Here is a 20,283-nt window from a genome sequence, read left to right on the forward strand (position 1 = left end):
ATGACCGATAAGGCTCCTGCCGCTCAGGCACCAGCTTCGGAGTCAACCCGCTCCGAGACGCTTGGCCTACTCGACCAGGTTGTGTCCGCCACCAGGCAGACAGAGCCCGATCGTGCCCAGGATCTTGTCCGCACCCTCGTCGAGCAGGCGCGAACGGGAACGGTGATGTTCGATCGGAACCTGACCCGGACGATCGAACGGGCGATCACCATCATCGACCAGAAACTATCGGACCAGCTGAACGCGGTCATCCATGATCCGAAGTTCTTAAAGCTGGAAGGCAGTTGGCGCGGCCTACACTACCTGATCATGAACAGCGAAACCAGCGCGATGCTGAAGATCAGGCTGCTGAACATCTCTAAGCGCGAGCTGCACCGCGACCTCACGCGGGCCGTCGAATTCGATCAAAGCCAGCTGTTTCGAAAAATCTACGAGAACGAATTCGGCACGCCGGGCGGGGAGCCTTACGGCGCGTTGATCGGCGACTACGAGTGGACAAACCATCCAGACGACATCGAGACGCTGCGCCTGATCTCCAACGTCAGCGCTGCGGCGTTCGCACCGTTCATCTCGGCTGCCGGTGCGGGGATGATGGGTTTCGAGCAGTGGACCGAGCTGTCGCGGCCGCGCGATTTGGCCAAGATCTTCGACACGGCCGAATATCTCAAATGGCGCGGCTTCCGCGACAGTGAGGACAGCCGGTTCGTCTCGCTGGTGATGCCCCGCGTCGTGGCGCGGCTTCCGTATGGCGCCCGCACCAAACCGATCGACGAGTTTTCGTATGAGGAGGCCCCGGTCGATGCCGCCGGCGCTCCTCTGCCGATGGATCATGAACAGTACTGCTGGATGAATGCAGCCTTCGTCATGGGTACGCGGCTGACCGAGGCCTTCGCTCGCTACGGCTTTTGCACGGCGATCCGCGGTGCGGAAAATGGAGGAAAAGTAGACAACTTGCCGCAGCACATCTTCATGTCCGACGACGGCGACATGGACGCGAAGTGCCCTACCGAGATCGGCATCACAGATCGGCGGGAATATGAATTGTCCAATCTCGGCTTCCTGCCGCTCTGCCACTACAAGAACCACGATTACGCCGTGTTCTTCGGAGCCCAGACGATACAGAAAGCGAAGGAATACGACAGGCCCGACGCCACGGCAAACGCCCGAATCTCGACACGCCTGCCGTACATCATGGCTACCGGCCGCTTTGCGCATTACCTGAAGATCATGGCGCGCGACAAGATCGGCAGCTTCATGGAAGCTGAAGACTGCGAGGGCTGGCTGAACCGCTGGATCACAAACTATGTCAACACCAATGAGAATGCAGGCGCCGACAGTAAGGCCCGATATCCGCTTCGGGAAGCACGCGTCGAGGTGAAAGAAATTCCTGGCCGGCCGGGTGCCTACAACGCGATCGCCTATATGCGTCCCTGGCTGCAGATGGAAGAGCTGACGGCCAGCATGCGCATGGTGGCCCGAATTCCCGAGCGGGTCTGATGTCGGAGGCGTTGCAATCCGATGACGTGACGCTGCATGCAAACCCCTTGCGCGCGGCCGTCCTGGCCGGTCGGATCGGCGACGCGCCGGGCGAGGAGATCGCGCACCGGTTCGCGCGCTTCCTGCGGCAGGACAGCGGTGCGCTGGTGGAGTGGTTTGGCGTCGCGCTCGCTGCGGAACTGCAGCGCAATCCGGATCAGTGGCGTGGCTTGCTGGATCGAGATATTGCGGCGATCGATGAGCTGCTATCGACGCAGCTTGATGAGATCCTGCACTATCCGCGGTTTCAGCGCCTGGAGGGATCCTGGCGGGGGCTGGCCTGGATGATCGACGGATTTGATCCCGGAGCGCGCCTAAAGACCAAAGTTCTGCCGGCGTCATGGCAGGATCTCGACCGCGACTTCGCCAGGATGAGCGAGTTCGATCAGTCTGCGCTGTTCCGTTTGATCTATGAGAACGAGTTCGGCATGGCAGGCGGCGAGCCGTTCGGATTGCTGATCGTTGATCACGAGCTCCGGCATGTGCCGGAACCACGGCAGCCGGGCGGCGCCGCGCCGGTGGACGACCTATCGGTATTGTCGGCCCTGGCCTCGGTTGGAGCCGCGGCCTTCGTGCCCGCCGTCCTGGCGGCCTCACCGGCTTTGTTGGGTGTTGATCGGTTCGAAGACCTTGCATTGGCCAGCGACGTGGCGGCGGCGTTCCGGGACGATGATCACCTGCGCTGGCGTCAGCTGGCAACGCGGGACGATGCGAGGTTTCTCTGCGTCACTCTGCCCCGCGTGCTGGCCCGGCCCCGCTGGCGGGCTGAGCCGGGCCGCGCGGATGGGTTCCGCTATGAGGAATATGCTCCCCAAGGCTGCCATCGCACATGGTCGGTCGCCTGCTATGCCTTTGGCGCTGCTGTCGGCCGGGCGCAGTCGCTGCATAATTGGCCCGCCGATATCCGCGGTGTCAGCGTCGATCGCATCGGCGGCGGGCTGGTGTTGGACCTGCCTGCCGAACCTTTCGTGCTTGGACCTGAGACCGTGTGGAACCGTCCTTCGCTCGACCTCGCGCTGACCGACCGGCAGGAGCGGGACTTGGTGGGGGTCGGCATGATGCCACTCAACGCGCTGCCCTACGGCGACGCGGCCTTCGCGGCGGTGCGCAGCCTGCAGACTAGACCGACGAACCCGCCGGGGAGGGGGCCGACGCCGGCGATTGCCAACAGGGAGTTGTCGGCGCAGATCAACGCGATGCTCTGCGTCTCGCGCTTCGCCCACTACATCAAGATCATGGGGCGCGAGATGACGGGCTCCTCCCTGACCGCGGCTGAGATCGAGCGTCGCCTGCAGATCTGGCTCTCGGGCTATACCAATGCCAGCCCCAATGCCGGACCGGACAGCAGAGCGCAGCACCCCTTGATATCGAGCCAGATCAGAGTGCACGAGCTCGACGGCCGGCCGGGTTTTTTTGGCTGCATTGTCCATCTGCAGCCTTATCACCAGCTCGACGACGTTTCGATGATCTTTCGACTGGTCACGGGCCTCTCTTTTGAAAAGGCAATCCGCTGACGCAATGAGCGTCGGTCGCGTAACAGGCAAACCCAATGGTTCCAGGAGAATTCGATGCTGACCAAAGCCGGAGACCTATTTCGCCAGGGCGATCTCGCCGCGGCCATTGACGCCGCCAACGCCGCTGTCCGGGATGCACCGGCAGACAGCGGCGCTCGTGTGCTGCTGGCCGAGCTGCTGTTATTCGTCGGAAATTATGAGCGTGCCGACTCGGTGTTGGACGCGGGGGCGACGATCGACCCGTCGGCGTCGTTGGTGATCAGCGAGTTCCGCCAGCTGCTGCGTGGGGAGATGGCTCGCCGCCAGGTCACGAGCGAAGGTCGCATGCCGGAGTTCCTGGGTCAGCCGACTGCGACCCAGACGCATCTGTTGAAGGCAGTGGTGATGCTCCGCAATGGTGACGCCGACAGTGCCGCCGAAGCGGTGCGGGCGGCCGAAGAGGAGCGGCCGGTCGTAGCTGGCCGGCGGGACGGGACCGAGTTCGCCGATTTCCGGGATGCCGACGATCTGTCGACCGGGAATTTTGAAATCCTCAGCGCCACCGGCAAGTATTTTTGGATCCCGACCGAACGTGTGGAAAGTATCGAGTTCCACCCGCCGAAGCGGCCGCGGGACCTGTTCTGGCGTCGCTGCACCATGATGGTCCGCGATGGGCCGGATGGGGATGTCTATTTGCCCGCGCTCTATCAGGCGATGCACCGCGAGGGGGGCGCCGCCCAGAGTGATAGCCTGCGCCTCGGGCGCGCTACCGAATGGACCAAAAGCGAGCCAGTGTGCGGCATCGGTCAACGCATCTACCTGGCCGGAGACGAGGGATTGCCGATGCAGCAGCTTACCTTGCTGGAGTTCGCATGAACCAGACGCCCGTAACTTCGCGCCAGAAGGTCAGGCGCCCCGCGCAGGCGCCGCTTCTGGACCGTCTGATCGATGAGGAGCCTGCACGGGGTGGAGACGTGCCCGTGTCCGCGACCGAAACACTGGAGCGGCTGCGGCGCTCGGTTCACCGCGATCTCGAAGGCTTGCTCAATGCCCGTCGGCCGTGGCGGTCCGTGCCCGACGGCCTCTCCGAGCTTCGCCTGTCACCGCTTGGCTACGGCATCCCGGATTTCACCGCCGGCGCGTTCAACGACCGCCGCCAGCGCGAAGCGCTCCGCAGCGAAATCGAGGAGGCCATCCTGCACTTTGAACCTCGGCTCAGCCAGGTCCAGGTGCAGCTGATTGACGACGGTGACTTGCTGCGCACCACGCTGCGCCTTCGGATTGACGCGCTCCTGCGCGCCCATCCTGCGCCAGAGCCAATCATCTTCGACACCATAGTCGATGCGACCACCGCGGATGTGACCCTGCGCCCGCTACAAGAGGCTTAGCCGATGTCGGATACTTTTCTCCCATATTACAATCGCGAGCTTGCTGCACTGCGCAAGCTGGCAGGGGATTTTGCCGAAACGCATCAGAAGGTTGCAGGACGTTTACGGCTGACCCCAGACGCAGTCGACGACCCACATGTGGAGCGGCTGCTCGAAGGCGTGGCATTCCTCGCTGCCCGGGCGCAGCAGAGACTTGACGACGAATTCCCCGAGATCACCGATGCGCTGCTGGGAACATTGTTTCCGCATTATCTCGCACCCGTTCCGTCCGCGGCCATAATCCAGTTCGGCTGCCAGCCGGACCTGCGCGTGCCCGCCGTCGTGCCGGCGGGGACGACGTTGAACACGGATGCGATCCAGAGCATGCCCTGCCGCTTTCGAACCAGCTACGACACGACGTTGTGGCCGGTGGAGATCGAAAGCGTGAGGCTGACCGGTTTGCCGCTGACTGCGCCCGCCCATCCTGATGTGCAGAAAGCGCGAAGCAGCCTGCGCATCGTACTGCGGACCAGCGATCCCGAAGCGACATTTGCCGAGCTGGGGCTGGACCAACTCCGCTGCTTCCTGCGCGGCGCGTTCGAGCAGAGCATGCCGCTTTACGAGCTGCTGTGCGGTCATGTCGTCGGCATCGCCTTGGCGGAGAACCCCAATGATGCCAGCCCGACCATGCTGCCCGCGAGCGCCATCCGGCCTGTCGGTTTCGCGCCGGAGGAAGCTCTATACCCCTGGCCGGCGCGATCTTTCTCAGGCTTCCGCCTGTTGACCGAATATTTCGCTTTGCCTGAGAAATTCCTATTTGTCGACCTCTGCGGCCTTGATGCGCGGACCCTAATCCATGAGCGGAACCGGCTCGAGATCTTCGTGTATTTCGATCAGTCGGTGCCTCATTTGGAACGCAGGCTGCAGTCGGACTGCCTGGCCCTCGGCTGTACCCCCATGGTCAACCTGTTTGCGCAGCAATGCGAGCCGATACTGCTCAGCTATCGCGAGTCCGAATACCATGTTGCGCCGGATAACCGTCGTCCCAGAGCTTTCGAAATCTGGAGCATCGAGCTTGTGCGCGAACTGCGTGGCGACGGTACGTCGCGTCCCTGGCGCCCCTTCTATCGACATCCGGCCGAGGTGCCGGCGGAGCAGGAGCCGAGCGGCTTTTTCAACACCATCCGTCGTCCGAGCTCCGGGGCGATGACCGGCACTGATGTCTTGCTTGCGCCGTTCGATCCGGACCTCTCGATCGACCGCCCTGCGGACACGGTGTTGTCGGTCGATGCGTTGTGCACGAACCGGGATCTTCCCAGTGAACTGCCTTTCGGCGGTGGACAGCCGCAGTTGCACCTTACGGAAGGAGTAAGCGCTGTGCGAGGCGTGACCTGCTTAACGGCGCCGACTCCCTCGCTGCGGGCGCCGTTGCGCGAGCATCGAAGCTGGCGGCTGATTTCGCATTTGTCGCTTGGCCATCTTTCGATTGTCGGCGGGCCGGCCGCAGCCGAAAGCCTGCGCGAGGTGCTGAAGCTTTACGACTTGCGCGATACGGCCGAGACCCGCACCCTGCTCACTGGCCTGACTGGTGTGCGTTCGACGCCGGGAACCGCACGCGTACCGGGACCCCGACCCGGTGGCTTCTGCCGAGGTATCGACGTCACGCTCGAATTCGACGCGCGGATCTGGGAAACGTCCGGCTTATTCCTCCTGGCGACCGTCCTGGAGCGGTTCCTGGCTCTGCATGCAACGGTCAATTCCTTCGTGCGTACGTCTGCGGTGTTCCAGGGCCGAGCGGGCTTCGTCGCAAAATTCCCGCCGCGGGCCGGGGCCCGTGTGCTGGCATGATGGCCACATCCGCCATACCAGGCCAGACAAGCGGTCTGGAGCCATCCGCTCCTGCTGTCGAGGCGACTGTGGAGGTCACGGCGCAGGACGGAGCCGATGCCGTTGCGCGCGCGCCGTCGCGCCGCCGGTCCCTGCTGCAGACCCTCGTCGAAGACCCGGCCCGTTTCGGTTTCGATGCCGCCGTTGCGATCCTCATGCGGGCCACGGGCCAGGCCGACCCCGGCGAGGCCGTGCGCTTCCACGCGGCGGCCGGCCTCGGCTTCGTCGCCTCCGATGTGATGGCGGTCCATAAGGTGGAGGGCCGCTTCCGGGCGACGATGGGCCTGATCGGGTTGACGGGGCCATCCGGCGTCCTGCCGCGCCCATATACCGACACGGTTGACAGCCAGGAGCGGCAACGCGCCCCCGCCCTAGCTGAATTCCTCAATGTCCTCGCCCAGCGACCCATCGCACAATTTGTACAGGCGGGCATCAAATATCAGCCGCACCGGGCAGCAACTGCCGCCGCTTTGGCGGATCGGTCCTCGGCTGCCACACCCGGGTTGCGCGACATCCTGCTTGCGCTCACCGGCTACGGAACGCCGCATCTGGCATCCCGGCTGGCGGTCGGCGCGGAACCGCTGATGTTTTATGCTGGCCTGTTTTCGGCATGGCCGCGATCGGCTGACCCGCTCGCGGCGATTGTTTCCGACTGGCTCGGCCGGACCGTCGAGATCGAACAATTCGCAGGTGCCTGGCTTCCCCTCGATCGGGACGAGGTCTCGCTCCTCCCCTCCGGGGATGGTCTGGGCCAATTTTGCCGTCTCGGGGTGGACGCCGCGATCGGCAACCGTGCCTGGGACGTGCAGGCCCGCATTATCCTGCACGTTGGCCCGCTGGATCTGCCCGGTTTCCAGTCGATGCTGCCGGACCGCGACCTTTTGCGGCGCGTCACGTCGCTGGTCCGTGCCTATTTGGGGTTTGAAACCGATTTTGCGGTCAATCCGATTTTGGCCGCCGCCTCGGTCCCCGCCCTTGAAATCAAGACCGCAGCACCGCCCCGTCTCGGTTGGAACAGCTGGCTGCCGACAACCGGGCTCCGTCAGCACAATGCATCAGAGGCATTGTTCGAGGCAGGGCTCATAGAACGGTTGGGAGAAGAATCATGACCTGGAATAACGGCTATGTCACGGACATCATCTACACCACGGGGTACTACGACCAGCAGGCGCCCTCCCATATTGCTCTGTCGTGCCTGTTGGGAAACGTGGCCCCCGGCTTTGCCCGCCGGTCTGAGCAACTGACCTATCTGGAGCTGGGCTGCGGCCGCGGGCGAGGAGCGCTGTGCCTGGCCGCCAGCAATCCAGAATGGCGGGTCGTCGCTATAGATTTCATGCCAGCACATATCGAAGAGGCGCGTGAATTGGCGGCGGAAGCCGGGATCGACAATATTGAGTTCATTGAAGCCGATTTCGCCACCCTCGACCCACGCAACCTACCGGAGGTGGATGTCGCCAGCGCCCATGGAGTGTGGAGCTGGGTGTCTGACGATGTCCGCGCCGGCATCGTGCGCATCCTCGGCAGCCGCCTGCGTCCGGGCGGCGCCCTGCATCTGAGCTACAACTCATTGCCGGGCTGGCAGGGGGCGATCGGCCTGCAGCGCCTGATCCACACTGCAGCGCGGCGGATTAGCGGTCGCAGTGATCGCAAGGCAGAGGCGGCCCTTAAGCTGGTGCAGGCGCTCAGCGGAGCAGACGCTTTCCATCTTCGCCAGAGCGATCTGGTTCAGATATTGAAAAGGGACCTGCCGGACATGCCAAGAGAGTATGTGGCCCACGAATATATGAACGATGACTGGCGGCCGTGCTTCCAGGCTGACGTCGCTGCGGCACTTGCCGAAGCCAAGCTCGAATACGTCGCGTCGGGAGAGATCCTCGAGAATTTTCCCCAGTTGATGCTGACGGGCGAACAACGTGCCGTCTGGGACGGGATCGACGATCCCATTCTGCGCGAATTGGCGAAGGATTTCTGCCTGCCCCGCGGCCTGCGCCATGACATCTATGTGCGCGGGCCGCGACGAATTGGTGATGCCGCCCGGAACGCAGCGCTCGCCGATCTGTATCTGACTTTGACGCGGCCGCCCGGGGAGTTCGTCTACGAGCTCAATCTCCCGGCCGGACACGGCGCCCTTGAGCGGGGCTTCTACGAGCCTGTCGTGGCCGCGTTGGGGCAGGGACCGCGGCGGATCGGCGATCTGATGTCGCTCCCCGGTCTCGGCGGAAAGCGTGACAACCCGGCCGAGCTTGTCGGCATGCTGGTCGGCACGTCGCAAGCGATCGTAGTTGCGCGGCAGGACGCCGACACCGGTGAGGCGGCGACCCGGCTCAACGATCACATCGCAATGCGAGTGCTGCGCGGAGATCCTCCGCATGGCGCCCTGGCGAGCTTGCGGCTCGGCAGCGGACTGCGCTGCAGCGGCGACCACTACGTCACGGCCTCGATGATGCACAGGCTAGGCGCCGATTCGTCGGTGGACCGTTGGGCCGAAACCATCGGACTTAAAGCAGAGGGGGAGGGGCGCGAAAAGTTCCTAAAGATGGCGGAGGAGACGCGCCTTCGCCAGTCGCCCGTCTGGAAACATGCAGGAATCATCTGAGGTGCGGGCGAAAATGGAGAAAGTGATCATGCAGAATTTGCGATTCCCGGCTTTCTTGGCCGCGGCATGCGCCCTGGTCCTATCTTTTCCCCCGCAGCCCGCCTCGGCCGCGGCCGACAAGGCGGCGCTTGTCATCGGCAACGGCACCTATGCAAGCGGACACCCGCTCGCCGCCTGCGACCAATCGGCCCGTGATGTGGGCGGATGGCTGCGACACCAGGGGTTCGAGGTGGAACAGGTGCTCGATGCCTCGTCGGTGGACATGCGAAAAGCGATCGGCGATTTTGTGGCACAGGTGTCGGGCGCGCCGTCGAGAGCAACGATCATCTATGTCTGTAGCTATGCGGCTGTCGCAAACCAGCGCTTGTTCATGCTTCCGGTTGATTCGGATCCGGACCAGCCTACGCGCCTCGAGACGCAAGGCGTCATCCTCAAGGCCTTGTTGAATACGCTTGCCGGCAGCAACGGCGTGCTCTTCGCCGACCTTGGCTTGCAGCCGGACAAGAGTGCCGCCGATGCGATCGATCTGATCCAGACCGGGTTACCCTCGGGGGTACGTCTCGCAATCGTTGCTAGCAACAACGACGGCGTCGGGACGCTGGGCCGCAGCCTTCCTGATCTGCTGTCCAGTTCAGGCCAGGACTGGGCCAGGCTATCGGCGGCATTTCAGGCGCGATATGGCTCCGCACAAGAGAACGGGTTGGGTGTCTTCGCGCCGCTTTCCGGGCCGATACAGCCGGCGCTGGATGCGGGCGACGGATCGGCGTCCGTGCCGTTCGCGGCTCCGTCCGCAAAGGAGGTGAAGTCCACTCCGACGATCGCCGCCCAGATCGTTCCGCTTAAGAACGTCGATCCAGCGAAGACCGGGCCAGATCGGCTCGCGATCGCAACCAGAGGCAGCACGACCACGGATGCCGGTTCCAACCCGGCGGCGGCGGTGGTGCCTCTCGTCACTACAGCTCAACGCGCATCCCGGCCGGACCAGAAGGCCAGCCGTATCCAGGCCGCCCTTGCTCGCGGTGGCTTTTACGGAGGACCCATCAACGGGCGGCTGGACGCGCGAACCAAGCATGCGATTCGCGCTTTTCAAAGGAGGATCGGCGATGCGCCGAGCGGTGTGCTGACGCGGATCCAGATCGCAAAACTCCTGAACATCGGGCGATGAACAGATGACTTTTCGGGTGAAATTCAATCTGGTGATGTTGGTCGCCTTACTCGTCGGCTTGGGTCTGGCCGAGCTGTTCCTCAACACCGTCAGCGAGCGCGGTGCAAAGCGGGCGGTATTGGCAGAGGCCGCGGCGGTCATGGGTGCGGCCGATGCCACCATTCATTATACCGATCAGCAGGTATCGCCATTGCTGAACAGACAGATGAAGGCTCAGTTCTTGCCGCAGAGCATTCCGTTCTACGCCGCGCAACAGACCTTTCAGCTGATGGCAACTGCTTTCCCGGACTATGCCTTTCGCCAGCCGACAACCAACCCCACCAACCCGGCCGACCGGCCCGTGCCATGGGAGGCCGATATCATCAAGAAGCTGGGCGAACAGCCGAACCTGGACCACCTGGTGGTGGAACGAAGGACGAGTACCGGTAAGGTCCTGTCCTATGCGCGGCCGGTTCGGATCAACAGCGACACCTGTCTCGCCTGTCACTCGACGCCCGCTGCCGCGCCTGCTTCCATGGTCGATATCTACGGCCGGGAAAACGGATTCGGCTGGAAGGCGGGCGACACCGTGGGGGCACAGATTGTCTCGGTTCCGGAGCGCGTCCCCTTGACGCGTGCGCGGTCGAACCTCTACCTCCTTATGGGAGGGCTGACGATCATTTTCGTGCTGATGCTTTTCTTGCTCAACCTGCTGTTGCACCTTTTCATCATCGTACCGGTGCGCCGGATCTCCAAACTCGCGGATGAAGTCAGCTTGGGCAATATGGAGGTTCCCGAGTTTGAGCTTTCGTCCCGGGACGAGATCGGGTCACTGGCGGTTTCCTTCAATCGCATGCGGCGTAGCCTGGTCGCAGCCATGGGAATGTTGAATGAGTGATGAGCCTGCCTCCCAACCCCTGCCTGCGTTCGTAGGGCGATTCCGCATTGACGCCGTGCTCGGCCGCGGGGCGATGGGTGTTGTCTACAAGGCTTACGATCCGCAGATCGAGCGGCCCGTTGCGATCAAGTTGGTGCGGGCCGATCTTCTCGAGAGCGAGGATCGGGATGAATATCTGCGGCGGTTCAACAACGAAGCCAGGATCGCCGGTCGCTGTTTGCATGCGAACATTGTCGCAATCTATGATTTCGCCTTGCATAAAGGCAATCCGTTCCTCGTCCTGGAATATGTCGAGGGGTTCAGTCTGAGCCAGGCGTTCAAGCGCTGCACGCAGGCGAGCGTTTCGGAGGTGATTCATATTGCCCTGCAGGTGCTTGATGCCCTCGGCTATGCGCACGGCTTCGGCATCATCCATCGAGACATCAAGCCGGCGAACATCCTGCTGACGGCCAACGCCAGCCTGAAAGTCACCGATTTCGGCATTTCGCGGCTTACAAGCGCAGGGTTTACTCAGGGCGCCATGATGGTTGGGACGCCAAGCTACATGTCGCCCGAACAATGTTTCGGCGGGCCTATCGATCAGCGTTGCGACCTCTTTTCCCTGGGATGCGTCATCTACGAGCTATTGGCTGGCGAGCGCGCGTTCAGCAGCCTCAACCATGCGGACGTAATCTATAAGCTCGTCAACGTCCCACATCCGCCGTTGCAGGAGAAGCGGCCGGACGTGCCGCCAGAAATCGCCCGCGTTGTGGACAGGGCGCTGGCGAAGCGGCCCGACGACCGCTTTGCGAGCGCCGAAGAGATGGCAGCGGCGTTTCGCGCCCTGTTCGAGATCAAGACCGATGCCCATCTGATTACCCGTCGGACGAGAGAGATAAGGGAAGATCACGAGACGATCGTATTGTTGTCCTCCAGGGGGCAAATGTCGCGTCCGATCGACACACCTCTGCGGTCGCTCGGCGATTTCGAAGGCCTTGACGAATCCTCGCTTGCCACGATCGAGCGCAGTCTGGCTCGTCACGTCGGTCCGATGGCGCGGCTCCATTTGCGCCGCGCCATGCAGGATGCCAATTCTCCCGACGAGCTCTGCCGCCTGCTGGCCCAGTTGGTTCCGCAGGAGGGTCTGCGGGACCAGTTCATCGACGACGCGATCAAGATCATCACGGCACGCCAGGATCAAAGCATGAGCGCCGCGAAGGCGGCAGGGCAGGGATCGGGTGCTTCAACCCTGGGGCTGATCCAGGGTCAGCCGCCTCCCGCGGTGGAGGCGATCGAAAGCGTCACGCATGCCCTGACGCAGACGATGGGCCCAATGGCACGCCACCTGGTGAGGCGCGCATTGGCGCATGCCACGACGCTGGATGAGCTACAAGCGCTTTGCGTGGAATTGATCGACAACGTAGACGAACGCCAGTGGTTTCAGAACCTGCTTGCGGATCGACGTCATCTCGGGTCGCTCCTTGTGTCGGTACGAGATCTGGCCGGGGACAAGACGTAAGTTGGTCAGGCGGAGGCCAAAGTTGCAGGTATGACCGGGAAACGTAGGCTCCTCGCTCGACTGGACACACCAGGGTTTTGACGCGTCTGTTGCTTTTGTAACAGTTCTCCAACGGCTTGAAATCCTCCCGTAGTGGGGCGCCGCTACTTCCCGGGCATGATGGAGGAAGCGGGCTTGACGAGACGGTCGCGCAGCTTCCTCGGGTATGCGATCGCGAGGACCATTGAATGTCATCTGGTGAGCAGAACGAACCGATGCTGCTGCTGACGTCCCCTCTCGGCGACGACACATTGCCGGTCCAGGTCGGGACGTTGCACGCTATCGAGCTCCACGCAGTCGAGGAGATCAGCAGCCCCTTCAAGGCGGTGGTGACAGTCGTCTCCAGCGAGGGGAGCATCGACCCGCAGGAGTTGCTGTATCAATCGGTTGGGCTGACGATCCGCAGGCCCCCTCGCGAGGACCGTTATATCAACGGCGTTGTCCGAAGGATGGATGCCATTGGGCAGGCGCGGCGGGATCGATGGATGTATCGGCTCCGGGTCGTGCCGCGGCTCTGGTTCCTCGGCCAGGCCGAAGACAGCCGCATTTTCCAAAACATGAACGCGCAGGAAATCCTTCAGAAAATATTCAACGAACACGGCGTCCGGCCAGTCGATTTCCGGATCTACCGCAACAGCCCCGTCCGCGAATACACGACGCAATACAACGAGACCGACTTGGCCTTCGTCCAGCGGTTAATGCAGGAGAGCGGCTGGTTTTATTTCTTCGAGCACACCAAGACGGCACACACGCTGGTGATCACCGACGGCAATGAGGCGTTCAAACCCGTTTCGGCACCGCCTCATTGGGTGATCCACGAAGGCAACAATGTAGACGTGTTCGACCGGTGGGACGAGACGAATGCGACTGCCCATGGCGAGGTCTGGTTGCAGGACTACGATCCGACCAAACCGACCACGCCCGTGGAAGGAAAGGAGGACACGACCTTGCCGACCGCCGGCCCTTCTCAGCGAGATGTTTACAACTGGCCGGCGCTTACCATGGACAAACAGATAGCAGCCGACCGGGCGAAGTTCCGCATCCAGCATGCCGAGGTGGTCTCTGCGCTGTGCCATGGTCATGGCTACGACCATGAATTTGAGCCGGGGCGCCGTTTCACCCTGGCGCGGAACCCTTTCACCGGCGCGGAGGGAGTTGAATACGCCGTGCGATCGGTCAGCCACGACGCCACTGACGATACTTGGATCGCCGGCGCCGGCAAGGGGCACTACGAAAACAGCTTCACTTGTTTTCTACAGAGGACTCCGTGGCGCGACGACGCCCGCAACACCCGCCCGCTCATGGCCGGCATCTTCCCCGCGATCGTTCTGGGCGACAGTGGCGAAGAGATCCATGCCGACGCGCTCGGGCGAATCAAAGTCCGCCTGATGTTCGACCACCGCAAGGAGACGGTGGCTGGCATGGCGATCTGGGTCAGGGTGATCCAGCCCTGGGCAGGCAACAGCTGGGGCTGGCAGCACCTGCCGCGCGTCGGTACCGAGGTCGCGGTCGCTTTCATGAGCGGCGATCCGGACAATCCGGTCGTGGCGGGCGGGGTCTACAACGAAGTCATGCAGCCGGTATTCCCAGTTCCCTCCGAACAGACCAAAAGCGGGATTCGAAGCCGTTCGACCTTACGCGGCGGGACGCAGGACTATTCCGAATTCTCGATTGACGACAAGAAAGGGCAGGAACTCGTGCTGCTGCACGCCCAGAAGGACCACAAGATCGAGGTCGAACACGATCAGGACGCGACAATCGGTAACGACCGCAAAGTGGTCACCCACCGCAACGATAGTCTGGAGAGCGAGACGGGTGATATAACGATCACCGCGGCTACGTCGATTACGCTTCGAGTGGGGGCCAGCACGATAAAGTTGACGCCGGCCTCGATCGCCATCACGGCGCCGGCATTGACGTTCACGAGCGAGGCGGCCATGGAATTCGCTGCCGGCGCGGCCGTGAATTTCACGGTCGGTGCTGCGTTCACGGTTGAGGCGGCAGCAAACGTCACGCTTCTGACGCCGACGTTCTTTGCACTCCCCCCTATACCACCGGTCGTTTGATGCCGATCCTGGCTCTACAAGTCCGTCATTTTCACGAGAGGCAATAGCGTGTTGCAGCCGTGACAGTTGACGTGACGGATGCGGCCGGCCTGGTAAGCGTGGATTCATGCCGCCGTCCTCGTGTTTCAATTGCATTCGAGTTCTCCACGTCCGTAATCGACGCGCAACGTCGGGTTCTCATAACGAAACGGTCAATTATTTCGATGAAGGGAGCGGTCATTTTGACTATAAAAAAGCTCGCGGTCCTCGGGGCTGCATTTCTCTTTCCTCTCCCGGCGCTGTCGTTGGCGGGTGCCCGAGTGCCTGATGCGATTGCTGCAGCAGGTGACACGCCCGTTGCTATGCTCCACGCCGAGGGTGCCCAGATCTACCACTGCGAGGCCGACCCGAAAGGAAAGCTCGCGTGGCAGTTTCGCGAGCCCATTGCGACATTGCTCATGAACGGCAAGACGATCGGCCGGCACTATGCCGGCCCGAGCTGGGAATTGGCCGACGGCAGCAGGATTGTTGGCCGAGTGGTCGCAAGTGCTCCAGGCACGACACCCAGGGACGTTCCATGGCTGAAGCTCGAGGCGACTTCGCAGCCGGTGACCGGCAGGCTCGCGGGCGCCACGGTGATCCAAAGGATCAATACGAAAGGCGGCGTCGCCGGGGGGCATTGTGGGCCAAACGGAGCGCTCTCAAGCGTGCCCTACTCGGCGGACTACGTCTTTCTCAAAAAGCACGGTTAAACCAACCAAGCTTCGCCTCAAGAGCGGGCACTCTATTTTCGCGAGAACCCGTTTTTATTTCTCAACCTGTCAGGATTTCCTCACTCTGCGACCCCTTGGCTCTGCACCCTGAGCCGTACGTCGCTGATTGCGTCTTACTCACTGAGGGGCAGTCTAACCTGCTTGGTTGCGATCTCGCAAAGCCTCACTGCCACCGAGCCCTCGTCCTCGCCGGACTTCGGGCTCCATGCAAGAAAACGGAGCATGACATGACCACCATTTCCCGCCGCAATCTCCTAGTCGCCGCTGCCGGCGCAACCGCCTTTGCTGCCGCTCCGCGCACGACCGTTGCGCGGCAGTCCTATGACAATTCAAATACCGCCGGTGCAGGCGCACCCTTTGCGCTGCCGCCGCTCCCCTACGCGGTCAATGCGCTCGAGCCGCATATCGACGCGCAGACCATGGAACTCCATCATGACAGGCACCATGCTTCTTATGTCAACAATCTAAACGAGGTTGCGAAGGCGGCGCCGCAGATCGCCGAGCATCCAATGGAGTACGTGCTTGCCCATCTCAACCATATGCCGGAGCACGTGCGCACCACAGTTCGCAACAATTTGGGCGGTCACGTCAATCATTCGATGTATTGGACCGTCATGAGCGGCAACGGCGGAAAGCCCGAAGGCGAGGTGTTGCAGGCAATCGAGCGCGATCTTGGCGGGATGGAGAAGTTCCAGACGGACTTCAATGCCGGCGGCGGTCGCGTCTTTGGATCCGGGTGGGTCTTCGTAACGGTCAGCGCCGCAGGCAGGCTCGCGATCGAAGCGCGCTCCAACCAGGACACGCCGTTGATGAACGGCAAGCGCGTTCTGTTCGGCAACGATGTCTGGGAGCATTCCTATTATCTCCGATACCAGAACCGCCGCCCCGACTATCTGAAGGCATGGTGGAACGTGGTAAACTGGCCAAAGGTCGCGGAGCGCTATGCCGCCGCCAAGCAGGGGACTTTGACGATCTGAGTGACATTGCCAGCCTCGGGTCGATCAGAACCCCTGGGACGACGGCCTGGCCGTCGCGCAAGCCTCCACACGATCAACAATCGCGCGTATTGGTGGCTCCGTCGCCCCCGATACGCGCCTGGACAACAATGGCCTTGCTGGATGAAGGCGCAAAGTATCATCACGAACGAGCACGACTTCAGACATGAGCTGGTCGCCTATCTCGGGCGGTTATGGCGATACGGCCTCGTGCTGTCGCGAAGACGGGATGTGGCTGAAGATCTCGTCCAGGCGACATGCCTTCGGGCACTTGAACGCGGCAAGCAGTATCGGCCGGGAACAAGGCTCGATTGCTGGCTCCTGTCCATCCTGCATTCGATCTGGCTCAATGAGGTTCGGTCCCGTCGGGTTCAAATGGGCCAAGGTTTCGTCGCGGCGAGCTCCTCGCTTGTGCTCGACGGGGAGAATGACATCGAGACCCGCGCATTGGCCAACCAGATCCTACTCAAGGTCGATGCCCTGCCCGAAGCGCAGCGCACAGTCGTCTTCCTAGCCTATATCGAGGGATTCTCCTACCGCGAGGTTGCGGAGCTGCTTGGTATCCCGATTGGAACTGTCATGAACCGCCTTGCCAGCGCGCGGGTCAGACTTGCCAGCGAAGAATGTTCGAATACGGCAATGAGGGTTGGGACCGGAGGACGCGATATCTAGGCTGGGCAAACACATGCTCCGTAGAAAGAACTCTCCCTCCCGCACCTAGTCTAGCCCGGGGTTAGATCGTGACGGCGGTGGCGACCTTGTGATTGTGGGTACATTCGGCTCGTCGGCGCGGTGATCGCCAAGACATCTGGCTGGCGGCTCAGCATCGCTTAGCAGACGGTTCAGCCTTGAAGCTCATCAGCTCAACCGCTGGATCATTCCGAAGAGCCGGTCATAGGATCGACCAAGGTTCTTCGCTGGCGCCGTCGCGACACCAAGCAGAAGCCCGGACTCGGTGCCTTCGGGCGACACATACCAAGCGGAAGGCGGCGACGGAGACATGCCGTACGTCAAAGCTTCGCGTGCCACGACCACATCCGGTGTTCCCTTCGGCAACTTAAGCAGCAGGCCAATCCGGGCGCCGCAACACGATCCGCGCCGGGTGACTGAAGACAGTCCAGCAGCGCCTGCCGCTTTGCGGCGTAGACTCGTTTGGTGCCCGGAGGTGGCGTCTTCATCCACGGGGATTGGGGCGAGGGACAAGCGCGCGAACTCCAGTCCTTTCTTGTAACGCGCGTTGCCGAGACCGGCGTGCCGGACAGCGCCCCACAAGGACGCTCGAGAGGTTTTCGATGAGAAGCAACTCGTCGACCATCAGCCTGATGAACAGCTACAATCGCATGGCCATCAGCTTCCGGCAAAATGAGGTTGCCGTGACCACGGTTCAGTTTGTCGCCTGATAAATCGCCTTCGTGCGACAGAGACGTTCAGCCGCCTCGGCGGTTATGTTTCAATTGCATTCAAATTCTCCAAATCCATAATCGACGCGCAACGTGAAGTGCCTAGGGTCTGAACATCTGATGTGATCGACGACCGACCGGAGGATCTATGGAAGCGCAACCGTATACGCCGCCGCCCTGATCAGCGACGATGTTTCCAGCGCCTGACGCGGCTGGGTCAACAGGGTGAGTGACCAGCTATATTTCAAGAGGCTCGGAACAAGCACGCATCCGCACCTTCACCTCATCATGAACGGCCAGATACGGTCCAACATGGAGGAGACATCAGGCTGTCGATCCGAATGCTCGTCCGGAGCGATGGCCAGCAGGGGGCTGGTGGCGGCGGCGGGCATATATCCGAGTGAACGCAGCCGACATCTGGGAGATGGAACACTGAAACCAAAGCTGGCAACTGCGTGTCGTCAGAGGAATTCTGACGGGCGCCTATTGCTGCAATAAGGCGGGGATGTAGTCGAGTTCTTTGTATGCCACCGCTCGGCCTAATTATTTCCAAATACACTTCAGCCGTGGTCGGACGAGGACTCTGCTGGTTACTTCGCGAGAAAAAACATGCCAAAATACTACATCATACCGATTACAGAAGATAATAGCGCGCTTTTTGGGCTAAAGTCGGCGACAAACCCTTACCCGGGCGACGGCGGGTGGTGGTGTGCGGGATGCCCCAACCCATTCGGCGGAAATGATGACAGGAGGACAATCGCAGAAACGCTTTATATGGAGACGAGGGAAGAATCTCATTATAAGATTGATCTTGACCAGATGTTTGTCGAGGCCGCAATCGGTGCGATCAATGCAGGTGGAAATATGCAAGGTTTTCGACAAGTTCATGCCGTTACCGATGCAAATCCACGTCGGAGGATGATCTTCTATGCGATGAGGGGGCATTTTTCATTTGAGCTCAATCCATTCGTGTCGCGCATCATACTGGAAAAGACGAAATATCAGGAAACGACGGGACAAGTCGTTCGTATTAACCTCGATCAGGGAAATTGGGGGTCGGCGTTGGCAGCTGCCGGCCATGCTTTGGGGTCCATGCCCGCAGGGGCATCACAGCCAACTCAAAGTGCGCAAATGGAACTCCGGAATTCTGCAAGCATGGTCGCATTGCTTAACGCAAGAAACCTCATTTTCAATGGTCACCTGTAAGCGGTGACCTGTCACCGAATGTCATCGGGGGCAAGCTGGGAAGCGTGAGTCTTGATCGAGGTACTTGTTAAGCGCCATTCGCGTTGGATGCGCAGCCATTGGAAATCGTGAAACTCGCAGTGCGACGCACACCGCGTCGGTTCTCACGAGGCTATTCAGGGGGGATCTTCTGCGGGTGCTACAGGATCCCGCGTGGAGCGGATTGGGCTCGAAGCGGGTCAGCTCTCGCAATGGCTATTCGACGGACTGGCAGACGCCGGCCGGCTCACCGCACCCTGCGTCTTCGATGGCCCGATCAATGGCGAGTGCTTCCGCGCCTATGTCCGCCGACAACTGATCCCGAACCTCAAGCCCCGCGACATCGTCATTCTCGACAATCTCGGATCCCACAAAGCCAAGGCTATTCGCCTTGCCATCACCGCCGCCGGCGCCAGACTATGGTTCCGGCCGAAATACTCGCCCGACCTCGATCCGATCGAGCAGGCCTTCGCCAAGATCAAGCACTGATGTGGCAGGCGCAAAAAAGAACCATCGACGACATATGGCGTCATCTCGGACACCTCGTTGAGCCATCAACCCAGACGAATGCGCAAACCACTTCACCAATACAGCATACGCTTCATCAAAACATGAACCGCTCTAGCCGATCGAGAGCATCCATAAACAAGAACCACCATCTTCCGCACCAGGGCGGAAGGCTGCCCTGGCGGGACGAATGAGGTGAGTTCGAAATGGAGCATGCTCCCTGAGCGCTTATGGGCAGAGAAGGACGCTTCTCAGATAGTTCCGCTTCACTCTTCCGACCCATAATGGAAGGGCCATTGTGCCGATTCCGAAGAGAAGCAAGAGTCGGCAGGACAGTTGAAACCTAGAATCGGAAAACGTGAACGCGCTAGACTATAGCCTCGAATTCAATCTGCCCGGATCGTGCCACGCGGACGACGGGATGGATGAAGCCGATTACGACTGCCGCGCCACGAGCGCGTCCTCAAGCGAAGCTCTCCAGACCTGATCCCATGTCTGTGTGCAGCGGCTCCGAGCGCGAAGGGAGCAGATAGACTGCGAAGAGAAGCTTGACCCGCCTTAACGATCAGACCACCGAAGATCAGAAAGAGCTTGACCCAAATTCCCCATGAAAGAAGCCAACTTTAGAACTGCCTTTTGTGCGTCGCACTTTGTTACGAATGTAGTCACGTCTCACAAATCGGTAATCTCAGGGAAACACGACAAGCTTATGAAATGTCTAGCGTAGATCACGGACATTGCCCGACAGAACTTCTTTTCGACCCGTGCAGGATCTACGTTTGAAGTACATCGTCGCGGCAGGTGCTGAGTGCACCTCCAGGCATTGTTTGCGAACTTTCCGTAGGTACAGCAGATGTCAAAATATCGCAGTATGTTGCCGC

Annotated in this window: 16 protein-coding genes and 1 pseudogene; 16 read left to right on the forward strand and 1 reads right to left on the reverse strand. The window is 61.2% G+C overall.

Annotation, left to right across the window (positions count from 1 at the left end; all coding sequences use genetic code 11):
• The 14 genes from tssC (HGP14_RS32760) (at position 1) to HGP14_RS32825 (ending at position 16,943) form a co-directional block, all read left to right on the forward strand.
• On the forward strand, positions 1-1,497 hold the full coding sequence (gene tssC, locus HGP14_RS32760; protein ID WP_168833975.1) for a type VI secretion system contractile sheath large subunit: 1,497 nt from the start codon (positions 1-3) through the stop codon (positions 1,495-1,497).
• The gene (tssC, locus tag HGP14_RS32765) at positions 1,497-3,050 is read left to right on the forward strand and encodes a type VI secretion system contractile sheath large subunit (protein ID WP_168833976.1); all 1,554 of its coding nucleotides are present in this window, start codon (positions 1,497-1,499) and stop codon (positions 3,048-3,050) included. The genes tssC (HGP14_RS32760) and tssC (HGP14_RS32765) overlap by 1 nt, the downstream gene beginning before the upstream one ends.
• 54 nt (positions 3,051-3,104) lie before the next feature.
• Entirely contained in the window at positions 3,105-3,905 is an 801-nt protein-coding gene (locus HGP14_RS32770) for a type VI secretion system accessory protein TagJ (RefSeq protein WP_168833977.1), read from the forward strand.
• Positions 3,902-4,417 (forward strand): type VI secretion system baseplate subunit TssE, encoded by a 516-nt coding sequence (tssE, locus tag HGP14_RS32775; protein WP_168833978.1) that lies wholly within the window; start codon positions 3,902-3,904, stop codon positions 4,415-4,417. The genes HGP14_RS32770 and tssE overlap by 4 nt, the downstream gene beginning before the upstream one ends.
• A 3-nt stretch (positions 4,418-4,420) precedes the next feature.
• Entirely contained in the window at positions 4,421-6,244 is a 1,824-nt protein-coding gene (gene tssF, locus HGP14_RS32780; protein WP_168833979.1) for a type VI secretion system baseplate subunit TssF, read from the forward strand.
• Entirely contained in the window at positions 6,241-7,392 is a 1,152-nt protein-coding gene (tssG, locus tag HGP14_RS32785; protein WP_168833980.1) for a type VI secretion system baseplate subunit TssG, read from the forward strand. The genes tssF and tssG overlap by 4 nt, the downstream gene beginning before the upstream one ends.
• Positions 7,389-8,879, forward strand: a complete 1,491-nt coding sequence (locus HGP14_RS32790) for a class I SAM-dependent methyltransferase (RefSeq protein ID WP_168833981.1) — start codon at positions 7,389-7,391, stop codon at positions 8,877-8,879. Before tssG ends, HGP14_RS32790 begins: the two co-directional genes overlap by 4 nt.
• A 28-nt stretch (positions 8,880-8,907) precedes the next feature.
• On the forward strand, positions 8,908-10,044 hold the full coding sequence (locus HGP14_RS32795; RefSeq protein ID WP_168833982.1) for a caspase family protein: 1,137 nt from the start codon (positions 8,908-8,910) through the stop codon (positions 10,042-10,044).
• Positions 10,045-10,048: 4 nt separating this feature from the next.
• Positions 10,049-10,921 carry a DUF3365 domain-containing protein gene (locus HGP14_RS32800; RefSeq protein WP_168833983.1) on the forward strand — a complete coding sequence of 291 codons (873 nt, stop codon included), beginning with the start codon at positions 10,049-10,051 and terminating at the stop codon, positions 10,919-10,921.
• Complete coding sequence (locus tag HGP14_RS32805) at positions 10,914-12,419, forward strand: serine/threonine-protein kinase (protein WP_168833984.1); 1,506 nt, start codon at positions 10,914-10,916, stop codon at positions 12,417-12,419. Before HGP14_RS32800 ends, HGP14_RS32805 begins: the two co-directional genes overlap by 8 nt.
• A gap of 227 nt (positions 12,420-12,646) precedes the next feature.
• Positions 12,647-14,524: a type VI secretion system Vgr family protein gene (locus tag HGP14_RS32810; protein WP_168833985.1), complete on the forward strand. Its 1,878-nt coding sequence runs from the start codon at positions 12,647-12,649 to the stop codon at positions 14,522-14,524.
• 218 nt (positions 14,525-14,742) lie between these two features.
• Entirely contained in the window at positions 14,743-15,255 is a 513-nt protein-coding gene (locus HGP14_RS32815; RefSeq protein WP_409527120.1) for a DUF3455 domain-containing protein, read from the forward strand.
• Positions 15,256-15,503: 248 nt separating this feature from the next.
• A complete protein-coding gene (locus HGP14_RS32820) occupies positions 15,504-16,253 on the forward strand; it encodes a superoxide dismutase (protein ID WP_168833987.1) in 750 nt (249 codons plus the stop codon).
• Positions 16,254-16,394: 141 nt separating this feature from the next.
• Complete coding sequence (locus HGP14_RS32825; protein WP_168833988.1) at positions 16,395-16,943, forward strand: RNA polymerase sigma factor; 549 nt, start codon at positions 16,395-16,397, stop codon at positions 16,941-16,943.
• A 186-nt stretch (positions 16,944-17,129) separates the two neighbouring features.
• On the opposite strand, the gene HGP14_RS32830 is transcribed toward HGP14_RS32825, so the two are convergent.
• Positions 17,130-17,300, reverse strand: coding sequence for a hypothetical protein (locus HGP14_RS32830; RefSeq protein ID WP_168833989.1), 171 nt, complete (start codon positions 17,298-17,300; stop codon positions 17,130-17,132).
• A gap of 980 nt (positions 17,301-18,280) precedes the next feature.
• Here HGP14_RS32830 and HGP14_RS32835 point away from each other — a divergent pair.
• Both HGP14_RS32835 and HGP14_RS32840 read left to right on the forward strand, forming a co-directional pair.
• Positions 18,281-18,877: a hypothetical protein gene (locus HGP14_RS32835; RefSeq protein WP_168833990.1), complete on the forward strand. Its 597-nt coding sequence runs from the start codon at positions 18,281-18,283 to the stop codon at positions 18,875-18,877.
• Positions 18,878-19,138: 261 nt separating this feature from the next.
• Positions 19,139-19,520: pseudogene (locus HGP14_RS32840) on the forward strand (transposase); the annotation flags it as partial.
• Between the last annotated feature and the right edge of the window lie 763 nt (positions 19,521-20,283).

The sequence above is a fragment of the Rhizobium sp. P32RR-XVIII genome, from assembly GCF_012641395.1.
Lineage (GTDB): Bacteria > Pseudomonadota > Alphaproteobacteria > Rhizobiales > Rhizobiaceae > Rhizobium.

Coding starts and splice junctions, on each gene's coding strand:
- tssC (WP_168833975.1), top strand. CDS start 1: ATGACCGATAAGGCTCCTGCCGCTCAGGCACCAGCTTCGGAGTCAACC.
- tssC (WP_168833976.1), top strand. CDS start 1,497: ATGTCGGAGGCGTTGCAATCCGATGACGTGACGCTGCATGCAAACCCC.
- HGP14_RS32770 (WP_168833977.1), top strand. CDS start 3,105: ATGCTGACCAAAGCCGGAGACCTATTTCGCCAGGGCGATCTCGCCGCG.
- tssE (WP_168833978.1), top strand. CDS start 3,902: ATGAACCAGACGCCCGTAACTTCGCGCCAGAAGGTCAGGCGCCCCGCG.
- tssF (WP_168833979.1), top strand. CDS start 4,421: ATGTCGGATACTTTTCTCCCATATTACAATCGCGAGCTTGCTGCACTG.
- tssG (WP_168833980.1), top strand. CDS start 6,241: ATGATGGCCACATCCGCCATACCAGGCCAGACAAGCGGTCTGGAGCCA.
- HGP14_RS32790 (WP_168833981.1), top strand. CDS start 7,389: ATGACCTGGAATAACGGCTATGTCACGGACATCATCTACACCACGGGG.
- HGP14_RS32795 (WP_168833982.1), top strand. CDS start 8,908: ATGCAGAATTTGCGATTCCCGGCTTTCTTGGCCGCGGCATGCGCCCTG.
- HGP14_RS32800 (WP_168833983.1), top strand. CDS start 10,049: ATGACTTTTCGGGTGAAATTCAATCTGGTGATGTTGGTCGCCTTACTC.
- HGP14_RS32805 (WP_168833984.1), top strand. CDS start 10,914: ATGAGTGATGAGCCTGCCTCCCAACCCCTGCCTGCGTTCGTAGGGCGA.
- HGP14_RS32810 (WP_168833985.1), top strand. CDS start 12,647: ATGTCATCTGGTGAGCAGAACGAACCGATGCTGCTGCTGACGTCCCCT.
- HGP14_RS32820 (WP_168833987.1), top strand. CDS start 15,504: ATGACCACCATTTCCCGCCGCAATCTCCTAGTCGCCGCTGCCGGCGCA.
- HGP14_RS32825 (WP_168833988.1), top strand. CDS start 16,395: ATGAAGGCGCAAAGTATCATCACGAACGAGCACGACTTCAGACATGAG.
- HGP14_RS32835 (WP_168833990.1), top strand. CDS start 18,281: ATGCCAAAATACTACATCATACCGATTACAGAAGATAATAGCGCGCTT.